20 protein-coding genes and 2 pseudogenes are annotated in these 18,320 nt (G+C 69.5%); 14 read left to right on the forward strand and 8 right to left on the reverse strand.

Annotated features, from left to right (window positions below; genetic code table 11):
- Window positions 1–30: 30 nt before the first annotated feature.
- From sufD to JOE57_RS19250, 8 genes and pseudogenes are all read left to right on the forward strand, one after another.
- Complete coding sequence (gene sufD, locus JOE57_RS15960; protein WP_239578976.1) at window positions 31–1,269, forward strand: Fe-S cluster assembly protein SufD; 1,239 nt, start codon at window positions 31–33, stop codon at window positions 1,267–1,269.
- Window positions 1,266–1,655 (forward strand): non-heme iron oxygenase ferredoxin subunit, encoded by a 390-nt coding sequence (locus JOE57_RS15965; RefSeq protein WP_204919546.1) that lies wholly within the window; start codon window positions 1,266–1,268, stop codon window positions 1,653–1,655. Before sufD ends, JOE57_RS15965 begins: the two co-directional genes overlap by 4 nt.
- Window positions 1,656–1,660: 5 nt before the next feature.
- The gene (gene sufC / locus JOE57_RS15970; RefSeq protein WP_204919547.1) at window positions 1,661–2,449 is read left to right on the forward strand and encodes a Fe-S cluster assembly ATPase SufC; all 789 of its coding nucleotides are present in this window, start codon (window positions 1,661–1,663) and stop codon (window positions 2,447–2,449) included.
- A 44-nt stretch (window positions 2,450–2,493) separates the two neighbouring features.
- Complete coding sequence (locus JOE57_RS15975; RefSeq protein ID WP_338041408.1) at window positions 2,494–3,726, forward strand: cysteine desulfurase; 1,233 nt, start codon at window positions 2,494–2,496, stop codon at window positions 3,724–3,726.
- The gene (sufU, locus tag JOE57_RS15980; protein ID WP_204919549.1) at window positions 3,723–4,208 is read left to right on the forward strand and encodes a Fe-S cluster assembly sulfur transfer protein SufU; all 486 of its coding nucleotides are present in this window, start codon (window positions 3,723–3,725) and stop codon (window positions 4,206–4,208) included. The genes JOE57_RS15975 and sufU overlap by 4 nt, the downstream gene beginning before the upstream one ends.
- Window positions 4,201–4,599 carry a metal-sulfur cluster assembly factor gene (locus tag JOE57_RS15985; protein WP_204919550.1) on the forward strand — a complete coding sequence of 133 codons (399 nt, stop codon included), beginning with the start codon at window positions 4,201–4,203 and terminating at the stop codon, window positions 4,597–4,599. Before sufU ends, JOE57_RS15985 begins: the two co-directional genes overlap by 8 nt.
- Before the next feature lie 86 nt (window positions 4,600–4,685).
- Window positions 4,686–6,284, forward strand: coding sequence for an ABC-F family ATP-binding cassette domain-containing protein (locus JOE57_RS15990; RefSeq protein WP_204919551.1), 1,599 nt, complete (start codon window positions 4,686–4,688; stop codon window positions 6,282–6,284).
- 73 nt (window positions 6,285–6,357) lie between these two features.
- Window positions 6,358–6,603: pseudogene (locus JOE57_RS19250) on the forward strand (helix-turn-helix domain-containing protein); the annotation flags it as partial.
- Between the two features lie 462 nt (window positions 6,604–7,065).
- Here the strand turns inward: JOE57_RS19250 and JOE57_RS19335 are convergent.
- Window positions 7,066–7,248, reverse strand: a pseudogene (locus tag JOE57_RS19335) (hypothetical protein); the annotation flags it as partial.
- On the opposite strand from JOE57_RS19335, the gene JOE57_RS16000 reads away from it, so the two are divergent.
- Entirely contained in the window at window positions 7,174–7,983 is an 810-nt protein-coding gene (locus JOE57_RS16000; RefSeq protein WP_204919552.1) for an enoyl-CoA hydratase/isomerase family protein, read from the forward strand. The pseudogene JOE57_RS19335 and the gene JOE57_RS16000 overlap by 75 nt on opposite strands.
- A 25-nt stretch (window positions 7,984–8,008) precedes the next feature.
- The gene (locus JOE57_RS16005) at window positions 8,009–9,886 is read left to right on the forward strand and encodes an ABC transporter ATP-binding protein (RefSeq protein WP_204919554.1); all 1,878 of its coding nucleotides are present in this window, start codon (window positions 8,009–8,011) and stop codon (window positions 9,884–9,886) included.
- Here JOE57_RS16005 and JOE57_RS16010 read toward each other — a convergent pair.
- Genes JOE57_RS16010 through JOE57_RS16025 form a run of 4 tightly spaced genes read right to left on the reverse strand, consistent with a single transcriptional unit; the run spans window position 9,838 to window position 12,586 of the window.
- The gene (locus JOE57_RS16010) at window positions 9,838–10,725 is read right to left on the reverse strand and encodes a putative RNA methyltransferase (RefSeq protein ID WP_204919555.1); all 888 of its coding nucleotides are present in this window, start codon (window positions 10,723–10,725) and stop codon (window positions 9,838–9,840) included. The genes JOE57_RS16005 and JOE57_RS16010 overlap by 49 nt on opposite strands.
- 10 nt (window positions 10,726–10,735) lie before the next feature.
- On the reverse strand, window positions 10,736–11,497 hold the full coding sequence (locus tag JOE57_RS16015) for an SDR family oxidoreductase (protein ID WP_204919556.1): 762 nt from the start codon (window positions 11,495–11,497) through the stop codon (window positions 10,736–10,738).
- A 60-nt stretch (window positions 11,498–11,557) separates the two neighbouring features.
- Window positions 11,558–12,331, reverse strand: a complete 774-nt coding sequence (locus JOE57_RS16020; protein ID WP_204919557.1) for an SURF1 family cytochrome oxidase biogenesis protein — start codon at window positions 12,329–12,331, stop codon at window positions 11,558–11,560.
- A gap of 9 nt (window positions 12,332–12,340) precedes the next feature.
- Window positions 12,341–12,586, reverse strand: coding sequence for a DUF6457 domain-containing protein (locus JOE57_RS16025; RefSeq protein WP_204919559.1), 246 nt, complete (start codon window positions 12,584–12,586; stop codon window positions 12,341–12,343).
- A gap of 75 nt (window positions 12,587–12,661) precedes the next feature.
- Between JOE57_RS16025 and fdhD the strand changes: the two genes are divergently transcribed.
- Window positions 12,662–13,498, forward strand: coding sequence for a formate dehydrogenase accessory sulfurtransferase FdhD (gene fdhD, locus JOE57_RS16030; protein WP_204919560.1), 837 nt, complete (start codon window positions 12,662–12,664; stop codon window positions 13,496–13,498).
- Here the strand turns inward: fdhD and JOE57_RS16035 are convergent.
- Window positions 13,481–14,941: a DUF222 domain-containing protein gene (locus JOE57_RS16035; RefSeq protein WP_204919561.1), complete on the reverse strand. Its 1,461-nt coding sequence runs from the start codon at window positions 14,939–14,941 to the stop codon at window positions 13,481–13,483. The two genes, fdhD and JOE57_RS16035, sit on opposite strands and share 18 nt — an antisense overlap.
- A 73-nt stretch (window positions 14,942–15,014) precedes the next feature.
- Here JOE57_RS16035 and moaA point away from each other — a divergent pair, with 73 nt between their 5' ends.
- The gene (gene moaA, locus JOE57_RS16040; protein ID WP_204919562.1) at window positions 15,015–16,052 is read left to right on the forward strand and encodes a GTP 3',8-cyclase MoaA; all 1,038 of its coding nucleotides are present in this window, start codon (window positions 15,015–15,017) and stop codon (window positions 16,050–16,052) included.
- A gap of 4 nt (window positions 16,053–16,056) precedes the next feature.
- Here the strand turns inward: moaA and JOE57_RS16045 are convergent, their stop codons facing one another.
- Both JOE57_RS16045 and JOE57_RS16050 read right to left on the reverse strand, forming a co-directional pair.
- Complete coding sequence (locus tag JOE57_RS16045; protein WP_204919563.1) at window positions 16,057–16,281, reverse strand: acetone carboxylase; 225 nt, start codon at window positions 16,279–16,281, stop codon at window positions 16,057–16,059.
- Window positions 16,278–16,682: a DUF3099 domain-containing protein gene (locus JOE57_RS16050; protein ID WP_204919564.1), complete on the reverse strand. Its 405-nt coding sequence runs from the start codon at window positions 16,680–16,682 to the stop codon at window positions 16,278–16,280. Before JOE57_RS16050 ends, JOE57_RS16045 begins: the two co-directional genes overlap by 4 nt.
- A gap of 55 nt (window positions 16,683–16,737) precedes the next feature.
- On the opposite strand from JOE57_RS16050, the gene fabG reads away from it, so the two are divergent.
- Both fabG and fabI read left to right on the forward strand, forming a co-directional pair.
- Entirely contained in the window at window positions 16,738–17,493 is a 756-nt protein-coding gene (fabG, locus tag JOE57_RS16055) for a 3-oxoacyl-[acyl-carrier-protein] reductase (protein ID WP_204919565.1), read from the forward strand.
- Between the two features lie 52 nt (window positions 17,494–17,545).
- On the forward strand, window positions 17,546–18,316 hold the full coding sequence (gene fabI / locus JOE57_RS16060; protein WP_204919566.1) for an enoyl-ACP reductase FabI: 771 nt from the start codon (window positions 17,546–17,548) through the stop codon (window positions 18,314–18,316).
- Window positions 18,317–18,320 lie beyond the last annotated feature (4 nt).

An 18,320-nucleotide genomic window follows, 5' to 3' on the forward strand; every position in this document is an offset into this window, starting at 1 on the left:
CAGGATCCCCGAGAAGAAAGCGAAATATCGTTGTCAGTCACCACAGATACGTCTGCGCCCAGCACCACCGGCAGGTCAGCGGCGGCCCGGCCCAGCATCGCCGGCGCGGTCGAGAGCAGCGACAAGGTCGCCAGCCACCTGCACCCGGAGGGGTCGTTCCTCGTCGATGATCATCCGATGCCGACCGGGCTGGAAGAGATCTGGCGTTTCACCCCGCTGAAGCGGCTGCGGAACCTGCACAAGGACGCCGAGCTCGTCGCAGGCGGGTGCGACCTCAGGGCCGAGCTGGCCGACGGGGTCACGCTGCGCGAGGTCGCGGCCGATGATGCGGTGGTGGGCTCCAGCGGCTACCGGCCCTCCGACCGGGTCAGCGCCCGGGCCTGGGCGGCCGCGTCGACGGCCACGGTGCTGACCATCCCCACTGACACCGTGGTCGAGGGGGCGAGCTTCCTCACCTACCGGGGTCTGGGCTCACCCACCGCGACCGCCGGTCATACGGTGATCGTCGCCGAACCGTTCAGCAAGGCGACCGTCGTCCTCCGGTTCGAGGGCTCGGCGGTGCTGGCTGACAACATCGAGATCGTGGTCGGCGACAGCGCACAGCTGACCGTGGTGTCGATCGAGGACTGGGCCGACGACGCGGTGCACCACAGCACCCAGCATGCGCGGGTCGGTCGGGACGCAGGAGTGCGTCACCTCGCCGTCTCGTTCGGCGGTGACCTGGTGCGGATGAACACCTCGGTGGCCTACGACGGACCGGGCGGGCAGGCCGAGCTGCTCGGGCTGTACTTCGCCGACGCCGGGCAGCACCTGGAGCACCGGCTGTTCGTCGACCACAACGCGCCGAAGACGCGCAGCAACGTCGACTACAAGGGCGCGCTGCAGGGCGCCGGCGCGCACTCGGTCTGGATCGGCGACGTGCTGATCCGCAAGGTGGCCGAGGGGATCGAGACCTACGAGTCCAACCGCAACCTTGTCCTGACCGACGGCTGCCGGGCGGACTCGGTGCCCAACCTGGAGATCGAGACCGGTGAGATCGCCGGAGCCGGGCATGCCTCCACCACCGGACGCTTCGACGATGAGCAGCTGTTCTATCTGCGCAGTCGTGGCATCGACGAGGAGGAGGCCCGCCGGCTGGTGGTGCACGGCTTCTTCGCCGACATCATCAAGCGGATCGCGGTGCCGGAGATCGAGCAGCACCTGCTGGACGCGGTGGAGGCTGAGCTGCGTCAGACGGTCGGTGTGCCCGCTGTGGAGGTGTCGGCATGAGCCGCTTCGTCCGTGCCTGCGCGCTGGCCGAGGTGGCAGCCGAGTCCGCTCTCGCTGTCGAGGTCGACAACGCCGACATCGCCATCGTGCAGAGCGAGGGCAGGTTCTACGCCATCGCCGACGAGTGCTCGCATGCCAGCATCCCGCTGTCCGAGGGTGACGTCGGCAACGGCGAGGTCGAGTGCTACCTGCACGGCTCGCGCTTCGACCTGCGGACCGGCAGACCGACCGGGCTGCCGGCCACCGAGCCGGTCAAGGTCTACCCCTGCATCGTCTCCGGCGACGACGTCCTGGTGGACGTGAGCTCGCCGATCGACCCGGATGCCGCGGTCGACGCAGACAACCCGCAACTCGTACCCGCATCAACTGAAACCCAGGAGTCCTGAAAGCCATGGCCACACTCGAAATCCGCGACCTGCACGTCTCCGTCATCGCCGAGGACGGCCCGAAGGAGATCCTCAAGGGCGTCGACCTGACCGTACGCAGCGGCGAGACGCACGCGATCATGGGCCCGAACGGCTCCGGCAAGTCGACCCTCGCCTACTCCATCGCCGGTCACCCGAAGTACACCATCACCTCAGGCTCGGTCACCCTCGACGGTCAGGACGTGCTCGCCCTGAGCGTCGACCAGCGTGCCCGGGCGGGTCTCTTCCTGGCGATGCAGTACCCGGTCGAGGTTCCGGGTGTCTCGGTGGCCAACTTCCTGCGTACCGCCAAGACGGCCGTCGACGGCGAGGCGCCGAAGCTGCGTACCTGGGTGAAGGACGTCAACGCGGCCATGGCCGCTGTCCAGATGGACCCGGAGTTCGCCAACCGGAGCGTCAACGAGGGCTTCTCCGGCGGCGAGAAGAAGCGTCACGAGATCCTGCAGCTGGAGCTGCTGAACCCGAAGTTCGCGATCTTGGACGAGACCGACTCGGGTCTCGACATCGACGCCCTGCGGGTCGTCTCCGAAGGCGTCAACCGGTTCAGCAGCCAGGGCGACCGCGGCGTGCTGCTGATCACCCACTACACCCGGATCCTGCGCTACATCAAGCCCGACTACGTGCACGTCTTCGTCGCCGGCCGGATCGCCGAGCAGGGCGGCGCCGAGCTCGCCGAACGACTCGAGGCCGAGGGCTACGACCGTTACGTGCAGGCCGCCAAGGCCGAGGCGGCGGCGGGAGCGGGGCAGGTCTGATGACGACGACCGCTCGGGTCGCAGAGCGCCCCCCGGTGGACCACATCCCGTTCGACGTGGACCACATCCGGGGCGACTTCCCGATCCTGGAACGCACCGTCGGGGACCGGCCGCTGGTCTACCTCGACAGTGCGAACACATCGCAGAAGCCGCGCGCGGTGGTGGAGGCGATCGAGGACCACTACCTGTCCCACAACGCCAACGTGGCCCGGGCGATGCACCTGCTGGGAGCCGAGGCGACGCAGGCGTTCGAAGCCGGGCGGACCGCCGTCGCCGAGTTCATCGGCGCGCCGTCGCGCAACGAGGTGATCTTCACCAAGAACGCCTCCGAGGCCCTCAACCTGGCTGCGTATACGCTCACCGCCGGACTGCGGCCCGGCGACGAGATCGTCATCTCGGTGATGGAGCACCACTCCAACATCGTTCCCTGGCAGCTGGCCGCGCAGCGGACCGGCGCGACCCTGCGGTGGTTCGACGTGACCGAGGAGGGACGTCTGGACCTCGAGGCCGCGGCCGCGTCCGGACTGATCAACTCCCGGACCAGGATCGTCTCGGTGACCTGGGTGTCCAACGTGCTCGGCACGGTGAACCCGGTGCCGGAGATCGCCTCGCTGGCGCACGCCGTCGGCGCCACCCTGGTGGTGGACGCCTCGCAGGCGGTGCCGCAGATGCCGGTCGACGTCACCGCGCTCGGCGCGGACCTGGTCGCCTTCACCGGTCACAAGATGGTCGGCCCGACCGGTATCGGGGTGCTCTGGGGCCGACTCGAGCTGCTCGAGTCGCTGCCGCCGTTCCTCGGCGGCGGGGAGATGATCGAGGTGGTCAAGATGACCGGGTCGACCTTCGCCCCCCCGCCGTACCGGTTCGAGGCGGGCACTCCGCCGATCGCGCAGGCGGTCGGGCTGGGCGCCGCCGTCGGCTACCTCACCGAGATCGGCATGGCTGCAGTGGCCGCCCACGAGCAGGAGATCACCGGCTATGCGCTGCAGGGCCTGAAGACGGTGCCCGGGTTGAGGATCCTCGGTCCCACGGAGGCTGTCGACCGGGGTGGCGCGATCTCGTTCACGCTGCCCGACGTCCACCCGCACGACGTCAGCCAGCTGCTGGACTCGCTGGGCATCGCCGTCCGCGGCGGGCATCACTGCGCCCGGCCGCTGCATGAACGGTTCGGGGTGCAGTCTTCGACCCGTGCCTCGTTCTACCTCTACACGACCCGAGCCGAGATCGACGCGTTGGTCGACGGGCTGCACTACACCCAGAAATTCTTCAGCCGATGAACGTAGAAGACCTCTACCAGGAGATCATCCTGGACCACTACCGGGCCAAGCACCACAGCGGGCTCCGCGACCCCTTCGAGGCCCAGGTGCACCATGTCAACCCGAGCTGCGGCGACGAGGTGACGCTCCGGGTGCACCTCGACGACGGCAACGTCTCCGACGTCTCGTACGAGGGCGTGGGCTGCTCGATCTCGCAGGCCTCCACGTCCGTGATGACCGACCTGGTGATCGGTCAGCCGGTCTCCCACGGTCTGCAGCTGCATGAGGAGTTCCTGGCCCTGATGCAGGGGCGAGGGACCGTGCAGCCGGACGAGGAGCGACTCGAGGACGGCATCGCCTTCGCCGGCGTCGCCAAGTTCCCGGCCAGGGTCAAGTGCGCCCTGCTGGGCTGGTCCGCCTTCAAGGACGCCGTGCTGCAGGCGCAGCACGTCGCCACCGACTCGACAGACACACCACCGACCGAGAGGCCGCAGCATGACTGACACCCACACCCACCAGAGCGAGCGTCCGTCCGACCTGGTCCGAGACGACCTGCCCGACGTCACCGGAACGACGGCGGCCACGGCGCCCAGCCTGGAGGACCTGACCGAGGCGATGAAGGACGTCGTCGACCCCGAGCTCGGCATCAACGTCGTCGATCTCGGCCTGGTCTATGGCATCAACCTCAACGACGACAACACGGTCACCATCGACATGACGCTGACCTCGGCGGCCTGTCCGTTGACCGACGTGATCCAGGACCAGACCGAGACCGCGCTGGAGGGCCTGGTCAACGCCGTCACCATCAACTGGGTCTGGATGCCGCCGTGGGGGCTGGAGAAGATCACCGACGACGGCCGTGATCAGCTCCGCGCGCTCGGCTTCAACGTCTGAGCGCACCGCCGAACGCCCCGTCTTCTCTCCTATCGCCGGTCGCCGTCGCGACCGGCCGACTCCTTACGTAGGGAACTTTCCGTCTGATGCTGGTGGCACGTGATGTCGAGGTGCGCGCGGGCGCGCGCCTGTTGCTGGAGCACGCCTCCTTCCAGGTGGCGGCCGGGGACAAGATCGGTCTGGTCGGCCGCAACGGGGCCGGCAAGACGACGCTGACGAAGATCCTCTCCGGTGAGGGTCAGCCGGCGGCCGGACTGGTCACCCGGAGCGGGGAGGTCGGCTATCTGCCGCAGGATCCCCGCACCGGTGACCTCGACGTGCTGGCCAAGGACCGGATCCTGTCGGCCCGTGGCCTCGACGCCGTGGTGGCACGGCTGCGGCGCGCCGAGCTGGCGATGGGGGATGCGGACGAGTCCGTCCGGGACGAGGCGATGGCGGCCTATGGCCGGGCCGAGGCGCAGCTGGCCGCCGCCGGCGGTTACGCGGCCGAGGCTGAGGCCGCCCGGATCGCCAGCAACCTCGGGCTGGCCGACCGGATCCTCCACCAGCAGCTGCGCACCCTGTCGGGTGGCCAGCGGCGCCGGGTGGAGCTGGCGCGGATCCTGTTCTCGGGTGCTGACACGCTGCTGCTGGACGAGCCCACCAACCACCTGGACGCGGACTCCATTGTCTGGCTCAGAAGCTTCCTCCAGGGCTATCCCGGCGGGCTGATGTTGATCAGTCACGACACCGGGTTGTTGCAGAGCACCGTCAACAAGGTGTTCCACCTGGACGCCAACCGGTCCGAGCTTGATATCTATGCGATGGACTGGAAGCGCTACCTTCAGCAACGCGAGACCGACGAGAAGCGTCGCCGGCGGGAGCGCCAGAACGCTGAGCGCAAGGCTGATCAACTGATGACCCAGGCGGACCGGATGCGGGCCAAGGCCACCAAGGCGACGGCTGCGCAGAACATGGCCAAGCGGGCCGAGCGGCTGCTGGCCGGCCTCGAAGCCGAACGTGCTCATGACCGGGTCGCGAAGATCAGGTTCCCCGACCCGGCTCCGTGCGGCAAGACTCCGTTGACCGCTGCGGATCTGAGCAAGAGCTATGGTTCGCTCGAGGTCTTCACTGGTGTTGATCTTGCGATCGACCGGGGGAGCCAGGTGGTGATCTTGGGCCTCAACGGTGCCGGAAAGACCACCCTGCTCCGGATCCTTGCCGGAGTCGAGCCCTCGGACACCGGCGATGTCACCGCCGGACACGGCCTCAGGCTCGGCTACTACGCCCAGGAGCACGAGACGCTCGACGTCACCCGGAGCGTGCTGGAGAACATGAAGACGGCCGCCCCGGCGCTGAATGAGACCGAGGTGCGCAAGGTACTCGGCTCGTTCCTCTTCTCCGGCGACGAAGTGGACAAGCCTGCCCGGGTGCTGTCCGGTGGTGAGAAGACCCGGCTGGCGTTGGCCAAGCTGGTCGTCTCCAGCGCCAACGTCCTGCTGCTGGACGAACCCACCAACAACCTCGACCCCGCCTCCCGGGCGGAGGTGCTGGAGGCCATCCGGACCTACGCCGGAGCGGTCGTGCTGGTCACCCACGATGAGGGTGCGGTAGACGCACTGGACCCGGACCGGGTGCTGCTGCTGCCCGATGGAGTCGAGGATCTCTGGAACCCCGAGTACGCCGACCTGATCTCGTTGGCCTAATCACCGCGGTTTGGGCGAAAAACCCGGCCGGAAGTGCTACAAATGAGTGATCAATGATCATGGAATGTCGATCATGGTCGTTGTCAACCCATCGAGCGCACGGCGAGATGGCGTCCGATATCAGGGAGGCACAGTGGCCAAGACACTGGCAAAGGGCTCACGCATCACTGGTGCAACACGGGACACGCTGGCGTCGCAGTTCGCCAAGCGCTACGCCGCCGGCGAGAGCGTACGAAAGATCGCGGAGAGCGTCGGCCGTTCGTACGGCTTCGTGCACGGCGTTCTGAGGGATTCCGGCGTCGAGCTCCGCAGCCGTGGCGGTGCCACCCGGGGAGCCAAGAAGGCCGCCGCCAGGAAGGTGGCGCCCACTCGCCCCGCCACCAGGACGACGGCGACGAAGGCCCCGGCGAAGAAGGCGGCCACCACGAAGGCGGCAGCGAAGAAGGCTGTCACCACAAGGGCGCCGGCAAAGAAGACCACTGCCAAGGCCCCAGCGAAGAAGGCCGCCCCGACCAGGGCGCCGACGAAGAAGACAGCCGCCAAGGCTGCCGCCAGCAAGGCTCCAGCCGCCACGAAGAAGACCGCTGCCAAGAAGACTGCAGGCAAGAAGGCTGCCACCACGACGGTCGTCAAGACCGCGGCGAAGAAGACTGTGACCAAGGCACCGGCGACCAAGGCGGCCGCGAAGAAGACCGCGGCGAAGAAGACCGCCACCGCGAAGACGACCACCACGAAGGCCGGCGCCGCCAAGACCAGCGCCGCCAAGGCCGGCGCCACGAAGGCGAGCACCACGAAGGCTGGCGCCACGAAGAGCAGCGCCACGAAGAGCAGCACCACGAAGGCGACCGCGAAGAAGTCCGCCGCGAAGAAGACCGCCAGGAAGGGCTAGATGCCCGACCGTGAGGGCCCGGACGTCGACGGCGTCCGGGCCTTTCCCGGTGGGGTGAAGGTCAGCAGCACCGATCGTGTCACCGCCGTCCTGCTGGACCGTCCGGCGGTCAGGAACGCCCAGTCGTTCGCCACCTGGTCCTCGTTGGCGACTGTGGCCGAGACCCTTCCCGCTGATACCCGGGTGGTGCTCCTCCGCGGCAGCGGAGGCGACTTCAGCTCGGGTCTTGATCTTCGGCTGCTGCGGGCCGGCGGCCTGCCCGCTGAGGGTTCGCTGTCCGACCTGGTGAGCGGCTCCGACGAGGAGATCGAACGAACGCTGGCCACCTTCCAGCTGGCCTTCAGTCGCTGGCGCGACCTGCCGGCCGTGGTGATCGCGGTGGTGCGCGGCAGGGCCATCGGTGCCGGCTTCCAACTGGCGCTGGCCGCCGACCTGCGGATCGCCGAGACGGGCGCGGTCTTCGACATGGCCGAGCCGCGGCTGGGCCTGGTGCCCGACCTCGGCGGCACCCACCGGCTGGTCGAGCTGGTCGGCTTCGCGCGGGCGCTGGAGATCTGCACCAGCACCCGGCCGGTGACGGCGACCCAGGCCGCGCAGTGGGGCCTGGTGAACCGGGTCGTGCCGGACGACCAGCTTGACTGGGTGGTCCAGGCCAGGGTGGACGAACTGTGTTCGCTACCGGCTGAGTCGGCGGCGGCGGTGAAGGACCTACTATCGAAGGCGTCGACCCGAGGCTACCCCGAGCAGCTTGCTGCGGAACGCGGTGCCCAGGTGCCGCTGTTGAGGAGCCTGGCGGCACGATCCGGGTGACACGATCCAGAGGAGGAAGCCGCAGATGTCGATGATGGGTGGCGGGGTGATGCGGCGGATGGCGCATGACGCCGAGATCAAGAACCATCGGCTGACCAAGGGACTGGTGTCGCGGATACTGAGGTTCGCGAAGCCGTACCGGCCGTTGATCCTGGTCTTCCTGGTGATGGTGATCATCGCCGCCGGGCTGGCAGTCGCTCCGCCGCTGCTGTTCAAGCAGATCATCGACGAGGGCGTGCTGAAGGGGAACCGGTCGCTGGTGATCACGCTGGCGGTGACCGTCGCGCTGCTCGCGTTGCTGGAGGCCGGCCTCGGTCTGGTGCAGCGATGGTGCTCCGCGCGGATCGGCGAGGGGCTGATCTATGACCTGCGGACGAGGGTGTTCGATCATGTGCTGCAGATGCCGGTGGCGTTCTTCACCCGGACCCAGACCGGCAAGCTGGTGTCCCGGCTGAACTCCGACGTGATCGGTGCGCAGCAGGCCTTCACCTCGACCTTGTCGACGGTGGTCTCCAACCTGATCAGCCTGGTCCTGGTGCTGGTCGCCATGCTGGTGCTGAGCTGGAAGCTGACGATCGCAGCGCTGATCCTGCTGCCGATCTTCCTGATTCCGGCCCGCATGTTCGGGCGCAAGCTGGCCGAGCTGACCCGGGCGCAGATGCAGCTGAACGGTGACATGTCCGCAGTGATGACGGAGCGGTTCAGCGTCAGCGGCGCCCTGCTGGTCAAGCTGTTCGGCCGACCGCAGGACGAGCACGGCCGCTTCGCCGAGCGGGCCGGCGCGGTCCGCGACGTCTCGGTCAAGATCGCGATGAACGGCCGGATCTTCATGACCTCGCTGACGTTGGTGGCGGCCCTGGCGACCGCACTCGTCTACGGCGTCGGTGGGCTGTTCACCATCGACGGGACGCTGACTGTCGGTACGCTGACCGCTCTCGCCGGTCTGCTCGGCCGGCTCTACGGCCCGCTGACCCAGCTGACCAACCTGCGGATCGACGTCATGTCGGCGCTGGTCAGCTTCGAGCGCGTCTTCGAGGTCCTCGACCTGAAGCCGATGATCGCGGACGCCGAGAAGGCCCGTCGCTTCGACGGGGCGGCATCGGTCGAGTTCGACTCGGTCAACTTCACCTACCCCGGCCCGGACGAGGTCTCACTGGCCAGCCTCGAGTCGGTGGCCTCCCTTGACCAGCGCCGCAACACCACCGTCCTGCACGACGTCAGCTTCCGGATCGAGCCGGGCCAGACGGTCGCCCTGGTCGGGCCGTCCGGGGCCGGCAAGACCACGATCACGCACCTGCTGGCGAGGCTGTACGACGCCACCGGCGGCACGGTCCGGGTCGGTGGGGTCGATGTCCGCGAGCTGCAGCTCCAGTCGCTGCAGGACGCGGTCGGCTACGTCACCCAGGACGCCCACATGTTCCACGACACCATCCGCGCCAACCTCACCTATGCCCGACCGGACGCCGGTGAGGACGAGATGTTCGCAGCACTTGAGGCGGCCCAGGTCCGGCGGCTGGTGGAGAACCTGCCCGATGGTCTGGACACCGTGGTCGGTGAGCGGGGCTACCGGCTGTCCGGCGGTGAACGGCAGCGGCTGGCCATCGCCCGGCTGCTGTTGAAGGCGCCGCCGATCGTGGTGCTGGACGAGGCGACCGCCCATCTCGACTCCGAGTCGGAGGCGGCGGTGCAGCGTGCGCTGGACCTGGCCATGCGGGGTCGGACCAGCCTGGTGATCGCTCACCGGCTGTCGACGATCCGCAACGCCGACCTGATCCTGGTGGTCGACGGCGGCCGGGTGGTCCAGCAGGGCAGGCACCCGGACCTGCTGGCGGCCGGCGGGCCCTATGCGGAGCTCTACCGGACCCAGTTCGCTGAGCGGGTGGCGGTGGGCGAGGCCGGCTGACGCGGCCGCAGCACGGTCACCGACACGGCCACCGTCACCGTCGGCGCCGGATCGAGCGCGGCGACCCGGGCGGCGATCTGCTCGGTGGAGAGGTGGAACGCGTTCGGCCCCATGGCCACCAGGTCGGTCAGCTCCGACCGGGTCGGCCGGATCGGGTAGCGGAGCTCGCGATGCACGCCCTCGCTGAACAGACCGGCGGAACCGGTTTCGAGTCGTTCCCGCTTGCCCGGCTCGATCTCCAGCAGCTGCAGCGGACCGCGCACTTCGCTCAGATGCTCTGGCAACGGGGTCACGATAAGCAGCCGCCCGGCCGGGCCGAGCACCCGTCGGAACTCCGCCAGGTTGCGCGGGGCGAACACCGTCAGGACGGCGTCGATACCGCCCGTGCGTACCGGCAGCGGCTGCCAGGTGTCGGCGACGACCGCGCCCAGTCGACGGTGGACACGGGCGGCCCGGCGACAGGCGGCGACCGACACGTCCAGAGCCAGCCCACGGGCACCGGGCAGGCCGTCCAGCACGCTGGCGAGGTAGTACCCGGTGCCCGCGCCGGCGTCGAGGACGGTCGTCACCGGGGCGGAGCCGGACTCGAGCTCGTCCCGCAGCGCGTCAGCGATCGGCTGGTAGTGGCCGCCGGCCAGAAACCTGTCCCTGGCCTGGATCATGGCCGTCGTGTCGGCGTTCTTCACCGGCCCGCTCCGGAGCAGGTTGAGGTAGCCCTGCCGGGCCAGGTCGAAGGAGTGGCCCTGTTGACAGTGGACGCCGCGGCGGTCGGCCGTCGGACTCAGAGCGTCACCGCAGTGCGGACAGCGCAGCAGGTCGAGGACGTCGCTCAGGGCCATCGGAGTGCAGTCACAGCGAGCGGAGCGCCCCGCCCTCGACCGGGATCACGCACCCGGTGAGGTAGGACGCGGCCGGTGAGAGCATGAAGGCGGCCACCCGGCCGAACTCGGCCGGCTGACCGTAGCGGCGCAGCGGGATGCTCTGCTCGCTGGCGGCCCTGGCCGCCTCGGGGTCGTCGGACAGCGAGTTCAGATGCCGCACCCGCTCGGTCTCCACGCTCCCCGGCATCAACCCGAGCACCCGGGTTCCCTGCGGGCCGAGCTCGTCGGCCAGCTGCTTGATCAGCACCCCCAGGCCGGGACGCAGCCCGTTCGAGGCCGCCAGGCCGGGGATCGGCTGCTTGACGGAGGTCGACAGCACCCACGCGATCGCCAGGTCCGATCCGGTGCCGTGCCGGAGCACGGCATGGTTGACCCGCAGCCCGGCGAGGAAGACCGAGTCGAAGGCCGAGCGCCACTGCTCCTCGGTGGTGCCGACCGCGCTGCCGGCCGGCGGTCCGCCGACGCTGATCAGGGCTCCGTCGAGGCGACCGAAGCTGTCCAGGGCCAGTTGGCAGACGGCCTCGGCCGTGGCCGGGTCGGCCAGGTCGGCGGCAAGGCCGACGGCGCGGTCGGACCCGAGCTCGGCCACCACCTCGGCCAGCACGTCGCCGCGGCGGGCCACCAGCGCCACACGGGCGCCCTCGGCCACCAGCGCGGCGGCACTCGCCCGGCCCAGTCCGCCACTCGCGGCGGTGACGACGAAGACGCGGTCGGTCAGTCCAAGGTCCATGACGGTGATCTTGCCATGTCGGCGAGCACCCGCTGCGCCCGCTGGGGAGGGCGGCCCTGATCAGGGGCCGGCCGACCCGGCCATCTCCGGCGGTCGGTCGGCCTGCGCAGCCGCCTCCTCGCGGCGGGTCCTGATGTCACCCCGGATGAAGACCACCAGACCGAGAACCCCGATGCCGGTGAACATGAACCACTGCACCGCGTACCAGAAGTGCGGCCCGTCGGACAGCTCCGGCAGGACGATCGGTGCGAAGCCGCCCTGTTGGGCCGGGGTGACGGTGATGGCGCTGAGGTAGCCGTCGGCGACCGGGTAGCCGAGCGCCTGACCGAGGGCGACCGCGTTGATCAGCCGGGCCTGGCCGTCGCTGGGGCGGATGGCGCCCCCGCGCCCGTGCTCGTCGCGCCGGACGTGCCCGACGACGCTCACCGGTCCGGTCGGCGGAGGTGGCGCCGTGCTGGGGATCTGGGTACCCCGGGGGACCTCGATGAAGCCCCGGTCGACCAGCACCACGGGGCCGGCATCGGTCCGCAGCGGGGTGACCACCTCGTAGCCCTTGGCGTCGCCGTTGTTGCGGTAACGGATGACGAACTGCTGGGCCGGGTCGAACGTGCCGCGCGCCTCCACCCGCTGCCACTCGTCCTCGGTGGTGATGGGGTGATTGAACACCTGGTCGAACGGACGGACCGGTTTGCCCTCATTGGCCACCGTGACCGCGTTGCGGTGCTTGCGCTCATCGAGGCGCCGCAGCTGCCACTCGCCCATGTTGACGAACACGAAGGCCAGCACTGCCACGAAGAGCAGCAGACAGAGCCAACGGACCCACAGACGACGCACGCTTCGAGACTAGCCCGTCTGCTCCGGGTGCTTCATCGCCAGGGCGGTCGCCTTGGCAGCGGCCTCGCCCAGCGGCACGCCGCGCCCGACCGCGACCCCGACCAGGAACGTCGTCAGCGGAGCCGCCACTCTCTCGACCTCATGGGCGGCGTCGCGGGCGAGGTCGAGCAGGGTATGGACGGCGTCGTCGTCGAACTGCAGGTCGTCGGTGCCGATCTCCTCGGAGAGGGCGGCCATCCAGTCGTCGAGGGACATTGGTTCGAACTCCTGTCGCGTATCGGGACACCACGGTCGCGTCATGTCATTTCTTCCACCTGACAGGATGATGGCATGGGACGAGTGACGCGCAAGCACTCGGTGCTGCGAACCGGCTCCGACGGCTCCCGCCGGATCGTCGATCTCCTCGCCGTCGAGGAGCCACTGGAGGTGCGGCTGAACGGCACCTCCTTCTCGGTGACCATGCGCACCCCGGGCGATGACATCGACCTGATCCACGGGCTGCTGCATGCCGAAGGGGTGATCGCCGAGGTGGCGGACATCGCCGGCGCGCGGTACTGCGACGGCGCCGGGCCGGACGGGATGAACACCTACAACGTGCTGGACGTTGCACTCGCCCCCGGGGTGGCGCCGCCCGAACCCGGCCTGCAGCGGAACGTGCTCACCTCCAGCGCCTGCGGGGTCTGCGGCACCACCTCCATCGACCAGGTGGTCAGGGACTCCCGGCACGACCTGGATGCGCGGGTGACGTTCGACCAGCCGCTGGTCGCGGCCGCGCCGGACCTGTTGCGGGAGCGGCAGAAGACCTTCGCCAAGACCGGTGGCCTGCACGCTGCCGGGTTGCTGACGGCGGCCGGCGAGATGCTTTGCGTCCGCGAGGACGTGGGTCGGCACAACGCCGTCGACAAGGTCATCGGCTGGGCCGTGCGGGAGGGCCGGCTGCCGTTGTCCCAGGTGTTGTTGGCGGTGTCGGGGCGGGCGTCGTTCGAGCTGACCCAGAAAGCGGTCCTCGCCGGCATCCCCATGCTCGTCGCCGTCTCGGCGCCGAGCTCGCTGGCGGTGGAGCTTGCCGACCAGGCCGGGCTGACGCTGGTCGGGTTCGTCCGCGGGTCGTCGATGAACGTCTACACCCATCCCGGCCGGGTGGCCGGCTCAGGCGACCCGGGTTAGGTCGATCTCGACGCCCGGATTGCCCGGATAGGCCTCGAGCTCGGCGGCCTGCAGCCGACCGGCAGCGGCCCAGATCTCCGCGGCGAAGCCGTCGTCGCCGAGACTGTGGGTGCCGTTATGGTCCACCAGGAAATACCAGCCGGTGGGGGAGCGCCACAGATAGCTGCCCGCCCGGGGTTGTCGCAGCCGCCACCGACCGTGGGTCTTGATCCGGTGGGAGAACCGGGCGACCAGACCGCCGTTACCGATCCGGGTCTGCCCCGGTGGGCCGCCACGGTCCGGTGGTCGGTACGGCACGGTGTGGTCCACGTCCTTGCGTCGCGTCACGTTGGTGCCGAACGGGAAGACGTCGACCGGGTTGCGCAGATACAGCCCGTCGCGCAGCCGCGCCGGGAACTCGTAGCTGTCGACCGCCTTGAAGTTCTCGAGGTCGACCACCGGGGTCACGGTGACCCGGCAGTTGGTGCCGAGGAAGCTGCGGACCTGCTTCAACGTGACCGGGCCGACATCCTCGAGCCGGGCCACCCCGCTCCCCGAGAGCAGGGACTCCCGGTCGACGTGGACATACAGCGTGACGGGGCGCAACCGGGCAGCCAGGTCGTCGGACGAGGTGACCAGGTCGGCCAGCTGCTGGTCCGGGTCGGTCTCCGCGACGCGCCCCTCATGCGCCAGCAGCAGCTTGAGGGCGGTCGCGGGCTGGGCGAGGATCCCGATGGCCTTGGACCGCCGAACGTCGACCGGGTCGACGTCTCCGTTCTGCAGCAGGATCTGCGCGATGCGATCGGCCATGGCGACGAACCAGATCACATCGCCGGCCTGAGCCTTGGCCACCAGCAGCTTCAGGCCGTGCTCGTTCGACTGGCCGGCACGGACGAACCGGTCGGCCGCCTCCAGCTCGGCCCGAGCCTCAGCCTGAGCGGGGTCGGCGGCGATCACCCGGGCCTCCACGAGGCGCTGGAACCGCGACCAGGGCAGCGTGTTCGCATACTCGGCCACGCTGGCGTCGACGCAGTCCGCCGCCTGGCTGGACAGGTGCCGGGTGTTCTGGGCGACCCAACGCGCCTGATACGCCCGGACCTGACCGTCCAGCACGCGACGCCACAACCGCGGCAGCCGGTGACGCAGGTCCAGAGCGTCGGCGATCAGCCGGCTGGCACTGAGCCGGCTCATCTCCTGCAGCGCGCCGAACTCGGCAGCGGCGAACTCCAGCATCTGCGGGGTGCCGGGCCCGCCGAACTCCCTGGCCCGTTCGGTGCCGGGCTGCGCCGCCTCCGAGGTCGGCTGCTCGGGAAGGTGCAGGTCCGCCCACTGCGCGGCCAGCCTCAGCTGGGTGCACTCGGCGGCCACCAGCGCCCGGAAGCAGTCCGCGACGGCGCCGGCCACCGCAGCCCGGTCCTCCGTCGCGCCCACACCCGGAGTCTCGCCCGCAGCCGATTCGAACATATGTTCACTCTAAACGCGCCCACCGACAAATCCGCCTGCACGCACCACCAGCCGCGGGCCTAGACTCACCGGTATGAGCACTCCGCTGCCCACGCCCCGGCTCCGCACCACCCAGGTGCTCTCGGACGCGTACGGCCGGGTGGCGACCGATCTGCGGGTGTCCCTGACCGACCGCTGCAACCTGCGCTGCACCTACTGCATGCCGGCCGAGGGTCTGGAGTGGCTTCCGGGTGACGAGGTTCTCACCGACCAGGAGATCACCCGGCTGATCCGCGTCGGCGTCGAGCGGCTGGGCATCACCACGGTCCGGCTCACCGGCGGCGAACCGCTGCTGCGCAAGAACCTCGAACAGCTGGTGGCCGACATCAACTCCCTGGTGCCGCGGCCGACGGTCGCCCTGACCACGAACGGGATCGGCCTCGCGGCCAGGGCCCAGCGGTTGGCGGACGCCGGGCTCAGTCGGATCAACATCTCGCTGGACACCCTGAACGCGGACACCTTCGCCCAGCTGACCCGGCGGCGCAGGCTCAGTGACGTACTGGCCGGTGTCACCGCCGCCCGGGCTGCGGGGCTGCAGCCGGTCAAGATCAACACTGTCCTGATGCGCGGTCTGAACGATCATGAAGCCGCCGACCTGCTCCGCTGGGCGATGGCCGAGAACGTCCAGTTGCGGTTCATCGAGCAGATGCCACTGGATGCCCAGCATGCCTGGCAGCGCACCGAGATGGTGACCGCCGCCGAGATCCGCGCCGCGCTCGAGCAGCACGTCGTCCTGACCGAGGATCCCGAGGATGCGGCCAGCCGGGGGAGCGCGCCAGCCGAGCTGTTCCGAGTGGCCGGGACCGGGCACCGCGTCGGCATCATCGCCGCTGTCTCGAAGCCGTTCTGCGGCGCCTGCGACCGGGTCCGGCTGACCGCCGACGGCCAGATCCGCAACTGCCTGTTCGCCCGGTCCGAGTCCGATCTGCGGACTCCGATGCGCTCCGGCGCCAGCGACGACGAGCTGGCCGATCTGTGGGTGGCTGCGGTCGCGAGCAAGCAGCCCGGGCACGGGATCAACGACCCGTCGTTCCTGCAGCCGGACCGGCCGATGTCGGCCATCGGCGGCTGACCGGTCAGCGCTGGAGCGGGTGCACCTCGCGCAGAAAGCCTCGCGCTGACAGGAACGCGCTCAGGCTGTCGCGATGGGCGTCGCAGGCGAGCCAGTGCTTGCGTCGCTCGGGGGTGTGGATCTTGGGGTTGTTCCACTGGACGTCGAACACGGCCTCGCTGGCGCAGCCCTTGGCCGAACAGATCGTGGTCGCCGGACCGGCGCCCCGGTCGTCGTCCGAGGCCGTCACCAGCGGACGCTTCGGTCGTGCTCGATCGCCGTCACCCGCTCGATCCCTGTTCGGTGGTCGACCTCCACGTCGCCGATGATGACGTCCGGCTCCTCCGGTCCGGAGGTCAGCTGTGGGGCCGGCTCCGGTTCGCCGCGCTGGATGCGCCCGGCCCGGTCGCTGCGCGAGTTCGTCTGGTTGGCCAGCACCACAGCGACGTACGGTAGGAAGACGGCTCCGGCGAACAGCACCCATCGGAAGGCGCCGGGGACGAACACCATGCAGATGAAACAGGCGGTGCGGAACGCCATCGTGATGGCATAGCGCTTCTCCCGGGAGCTGAGATCACTGCTGGCGCCGGACTTGGCGTCCGTGATCACGGTTGCCCCGGACCTGCCCTGGGACGGGTTGCCATCTGCCACGCGGACAGCCTACGCCTGCTCGCCAGGCACCCGGCACAGTCGGTAGCGTGGCCCCGTGACTGAAACGGGCGCGACTGAGACGGGCGAGACCACCTCGAGGACAGCGGTCAGCCGCAGCGTGCTGGTGACCGGCGGCAGCAGAGGGATCGGCCGGGCCATCGCCGAGCGGATGGCGCGCGCCGGACACAAGGTGGCCGCCACCTACCGCAGCGGTTCGGTGCCGCACGGGGTCCTCGGCGTGCAGTGTGACGTCACCGACCCCACCCAGGTCGAGGCGGCGTTCGCCCAGGTCGAGGCGGCCAACGGACCGGTGGAGGTGCTGGTCGCCAATGCCGGCATCACCCGGGACACCCTGCTGATGCGGATGAGCGACGAGGACTGGGATGCGGTGATCGCCACCAACCTCACCGGCGCCTTCCGGGTGGCCAGGCGCGCCGCCCGTCCGATGATCCGCAACCGGTTCGGCCGGATCATCTTCATCTCCTCCGTCGTCGGACAGCTCGGATCGGCCGGGCAGGTGAACTACGCCGCGTCCAAGTCGGGTCTGGTCGGGATGGCGCGCTCCCTGGCCCGTGAGCTCGGCTCGCGCGGGATCACCGCCAACGTGCTGGCGCCGGGGTTCATCGAGACCGACATGACCGCCGAACTGGGCGAGGACCTGGTGAAGAAGTACGCCGAACAGATCCCGCTCGGCCGGATGGGCTCGGTGGACGACGTCAGCGGCACCGTAGAGTTCCTCGCCGGGGAGTCGGCCGGCTACATCACCGGCGCGGTGATCCCTGTCGACGGCGGCCTCGGCATGGGCCACTGACAGCGGCACCGTACGGCACCTCGGGCAGACGGACACATCGATCGGAGCAGAAGTGGGAATTCTCGAAGGCAAGCGGATCCTGGTCACCGGCGTCACGCTGGACACCTCGATCGGGTTCCAGATCGCCAGGATCGCCCAGGCGGAAGGGGCGACGGTCGTGGTGTCCAACTTCGGCCGGGCGATGAGCCTGACCCGGCGGGTGATCAAGAAGCTCGACCCGGAACCACCGCTGCTCGAGCTGGACGTCACCGACGAGGAACACCTGGCGAGCCTGGCCGACCGGCTGCGTGAGCATGTCGACGGGCTGGACGGTGTGGTGCACTCACTGGCGTTCGCCAACCCCGAGACCGCGCTCGGTGGCGGGTTCCTGACCACGCCCTGGGCCGACGTGGCGACCGCGGTGCAGGTGTCGGCCTACTCGCTGCAGTCGCTGACGATGGCCTGCAAGCCGCTGTTCGCCGAGACGGCATCGGTGGTCGGGCTCGACTTCGACGCCACCGTGGCCTGGCCGGTTTATGACTGGATGGGGGTGTCCAAGGCCGCGCTGGAAGCGACGAGCCGCTATCTGGCCCGCTACCTCGGGCCGGAGGGCGTACGGGTGAACCTGGTTGCGGCCGGGCCGCTGGAGACGCTGTCGAAGCGGTCCATCCCGGGTGCCGAGGAGTTCAACGACCTGTGGGCGCAGCGGGCGCCGCTGGGCTGGGAGCCGAAGAACATCGAGCCCACGGCACGGGCCGTGGTGGCGCTGCTGAGCGACTGGTTCCCGAAGACGACGGGCGAGATGATCCACGTCGATGGCGGCATGCACGCCATGGGCGCCTGAGCTT

This window comes from Microlunatus panaciterrae, from assembly GCF_016907535.1.
Classification (GTDB): Bacteria; Actinomycetota; Actinomycetes; order Propionibacteriales; family Propionibacteriaceae; genus Microlunatus; species Microlunatus panaciterrae.

Excerpts from the sequence above, each read along its gene's own strand:
- JOE57_RS15965 (WP_204919546.1), top strand. The coding sequence starts at position 1,266 with ATGAGCCGCTTCGTCCGTGCCTGCGCGCTGGCCGAGGTGGCAGCCGAG.
- sufC (WP_204919547.1), top strand. The coding sequence starts at position 1,661 with ATGGCCACACTCGAAATCCGCGACCTGCACGTCTCCGTCATCGCCGAG.
- sufU (WP_204919549.1), top strand. The coding sequence starts at position 3,723 with ATGAACGTAGAAGACCTCTACCAGGAGATCATCCTGGACCACTACCGG.
- JOE57_RS15985 (WP_204919550.1), top strand. The coding sequence starts at position 4,201 with ATGACTGACACCCACACCCACCAGAGCGAGCGTCCGTCCGACCTGGTC.
- JOE57_RS15990 (WP_204919551.1), top strand. The coding sequence starts at position 4,686 with ATGCTGGTGGCACGTGATGTCGAGGTGCGCGCGGGCGCGCGCCTGTTG.
- JOE57_RS16000 (WP_204919552.1), top strand. The coding sequence starts at position 7,174 with ATGCCCGACCGTGAGGGCCCGGACGTCGACGGCGTCCGGGCCTTTCCC.
- JOE57_RS16005 (WP_204919554.1), top strand. The coding sequence starts at position 8,009 with ATGTCGATGATGGGTGGCGGGGTGATGCGGCGGATGGCGCATGACGCC.
- JOE57_RS16010 (WP_204919555.1), bottom strand. The coding sequence starts at position 10,725 with ATGGCCCTGAGCGACGTCCTCGACCTGCTGCGCTGTCCGCACTGCGGT.
- JOE57_RS16015 (WP_204919556.1), bottom strand. The coding sequence starts at position 11,497 with ATGGACCTTGGACTGACCGACCGCGTCTTCGTCGTCACCGCCGCGAGT.
- JOE57_RS16025 (WP_204919559.1), bottom strand. The coding sequence starts at position 12,586 with ATGTCCCTCGACGACTGGATGGCCGCCCTCTCCGAGGAGATCGGCACC.
- fdhD (WP_204919560.1), top strand. The coding sequence starts at position 12,662 with ATGGGACGAGTGACGCGCAAGCACTCGGTGCTGCGAACCGGCTCCGAC.
- JOE57_RS16035 (WP_204919561.1), bottom strand. The coding sequence starts at position 14,941 with ATGTTCGAATCGGCTGCGGGCGAGACTCCGGGTGTGGGCGCGACGGAG.
- moaA (WP_204919562.1), top strand. The coding sequence starts at position 15,015 with ATGAGCACTCCGCTGCCCACGCCCCGGCTCCGCACCACCCAGGTGCTC.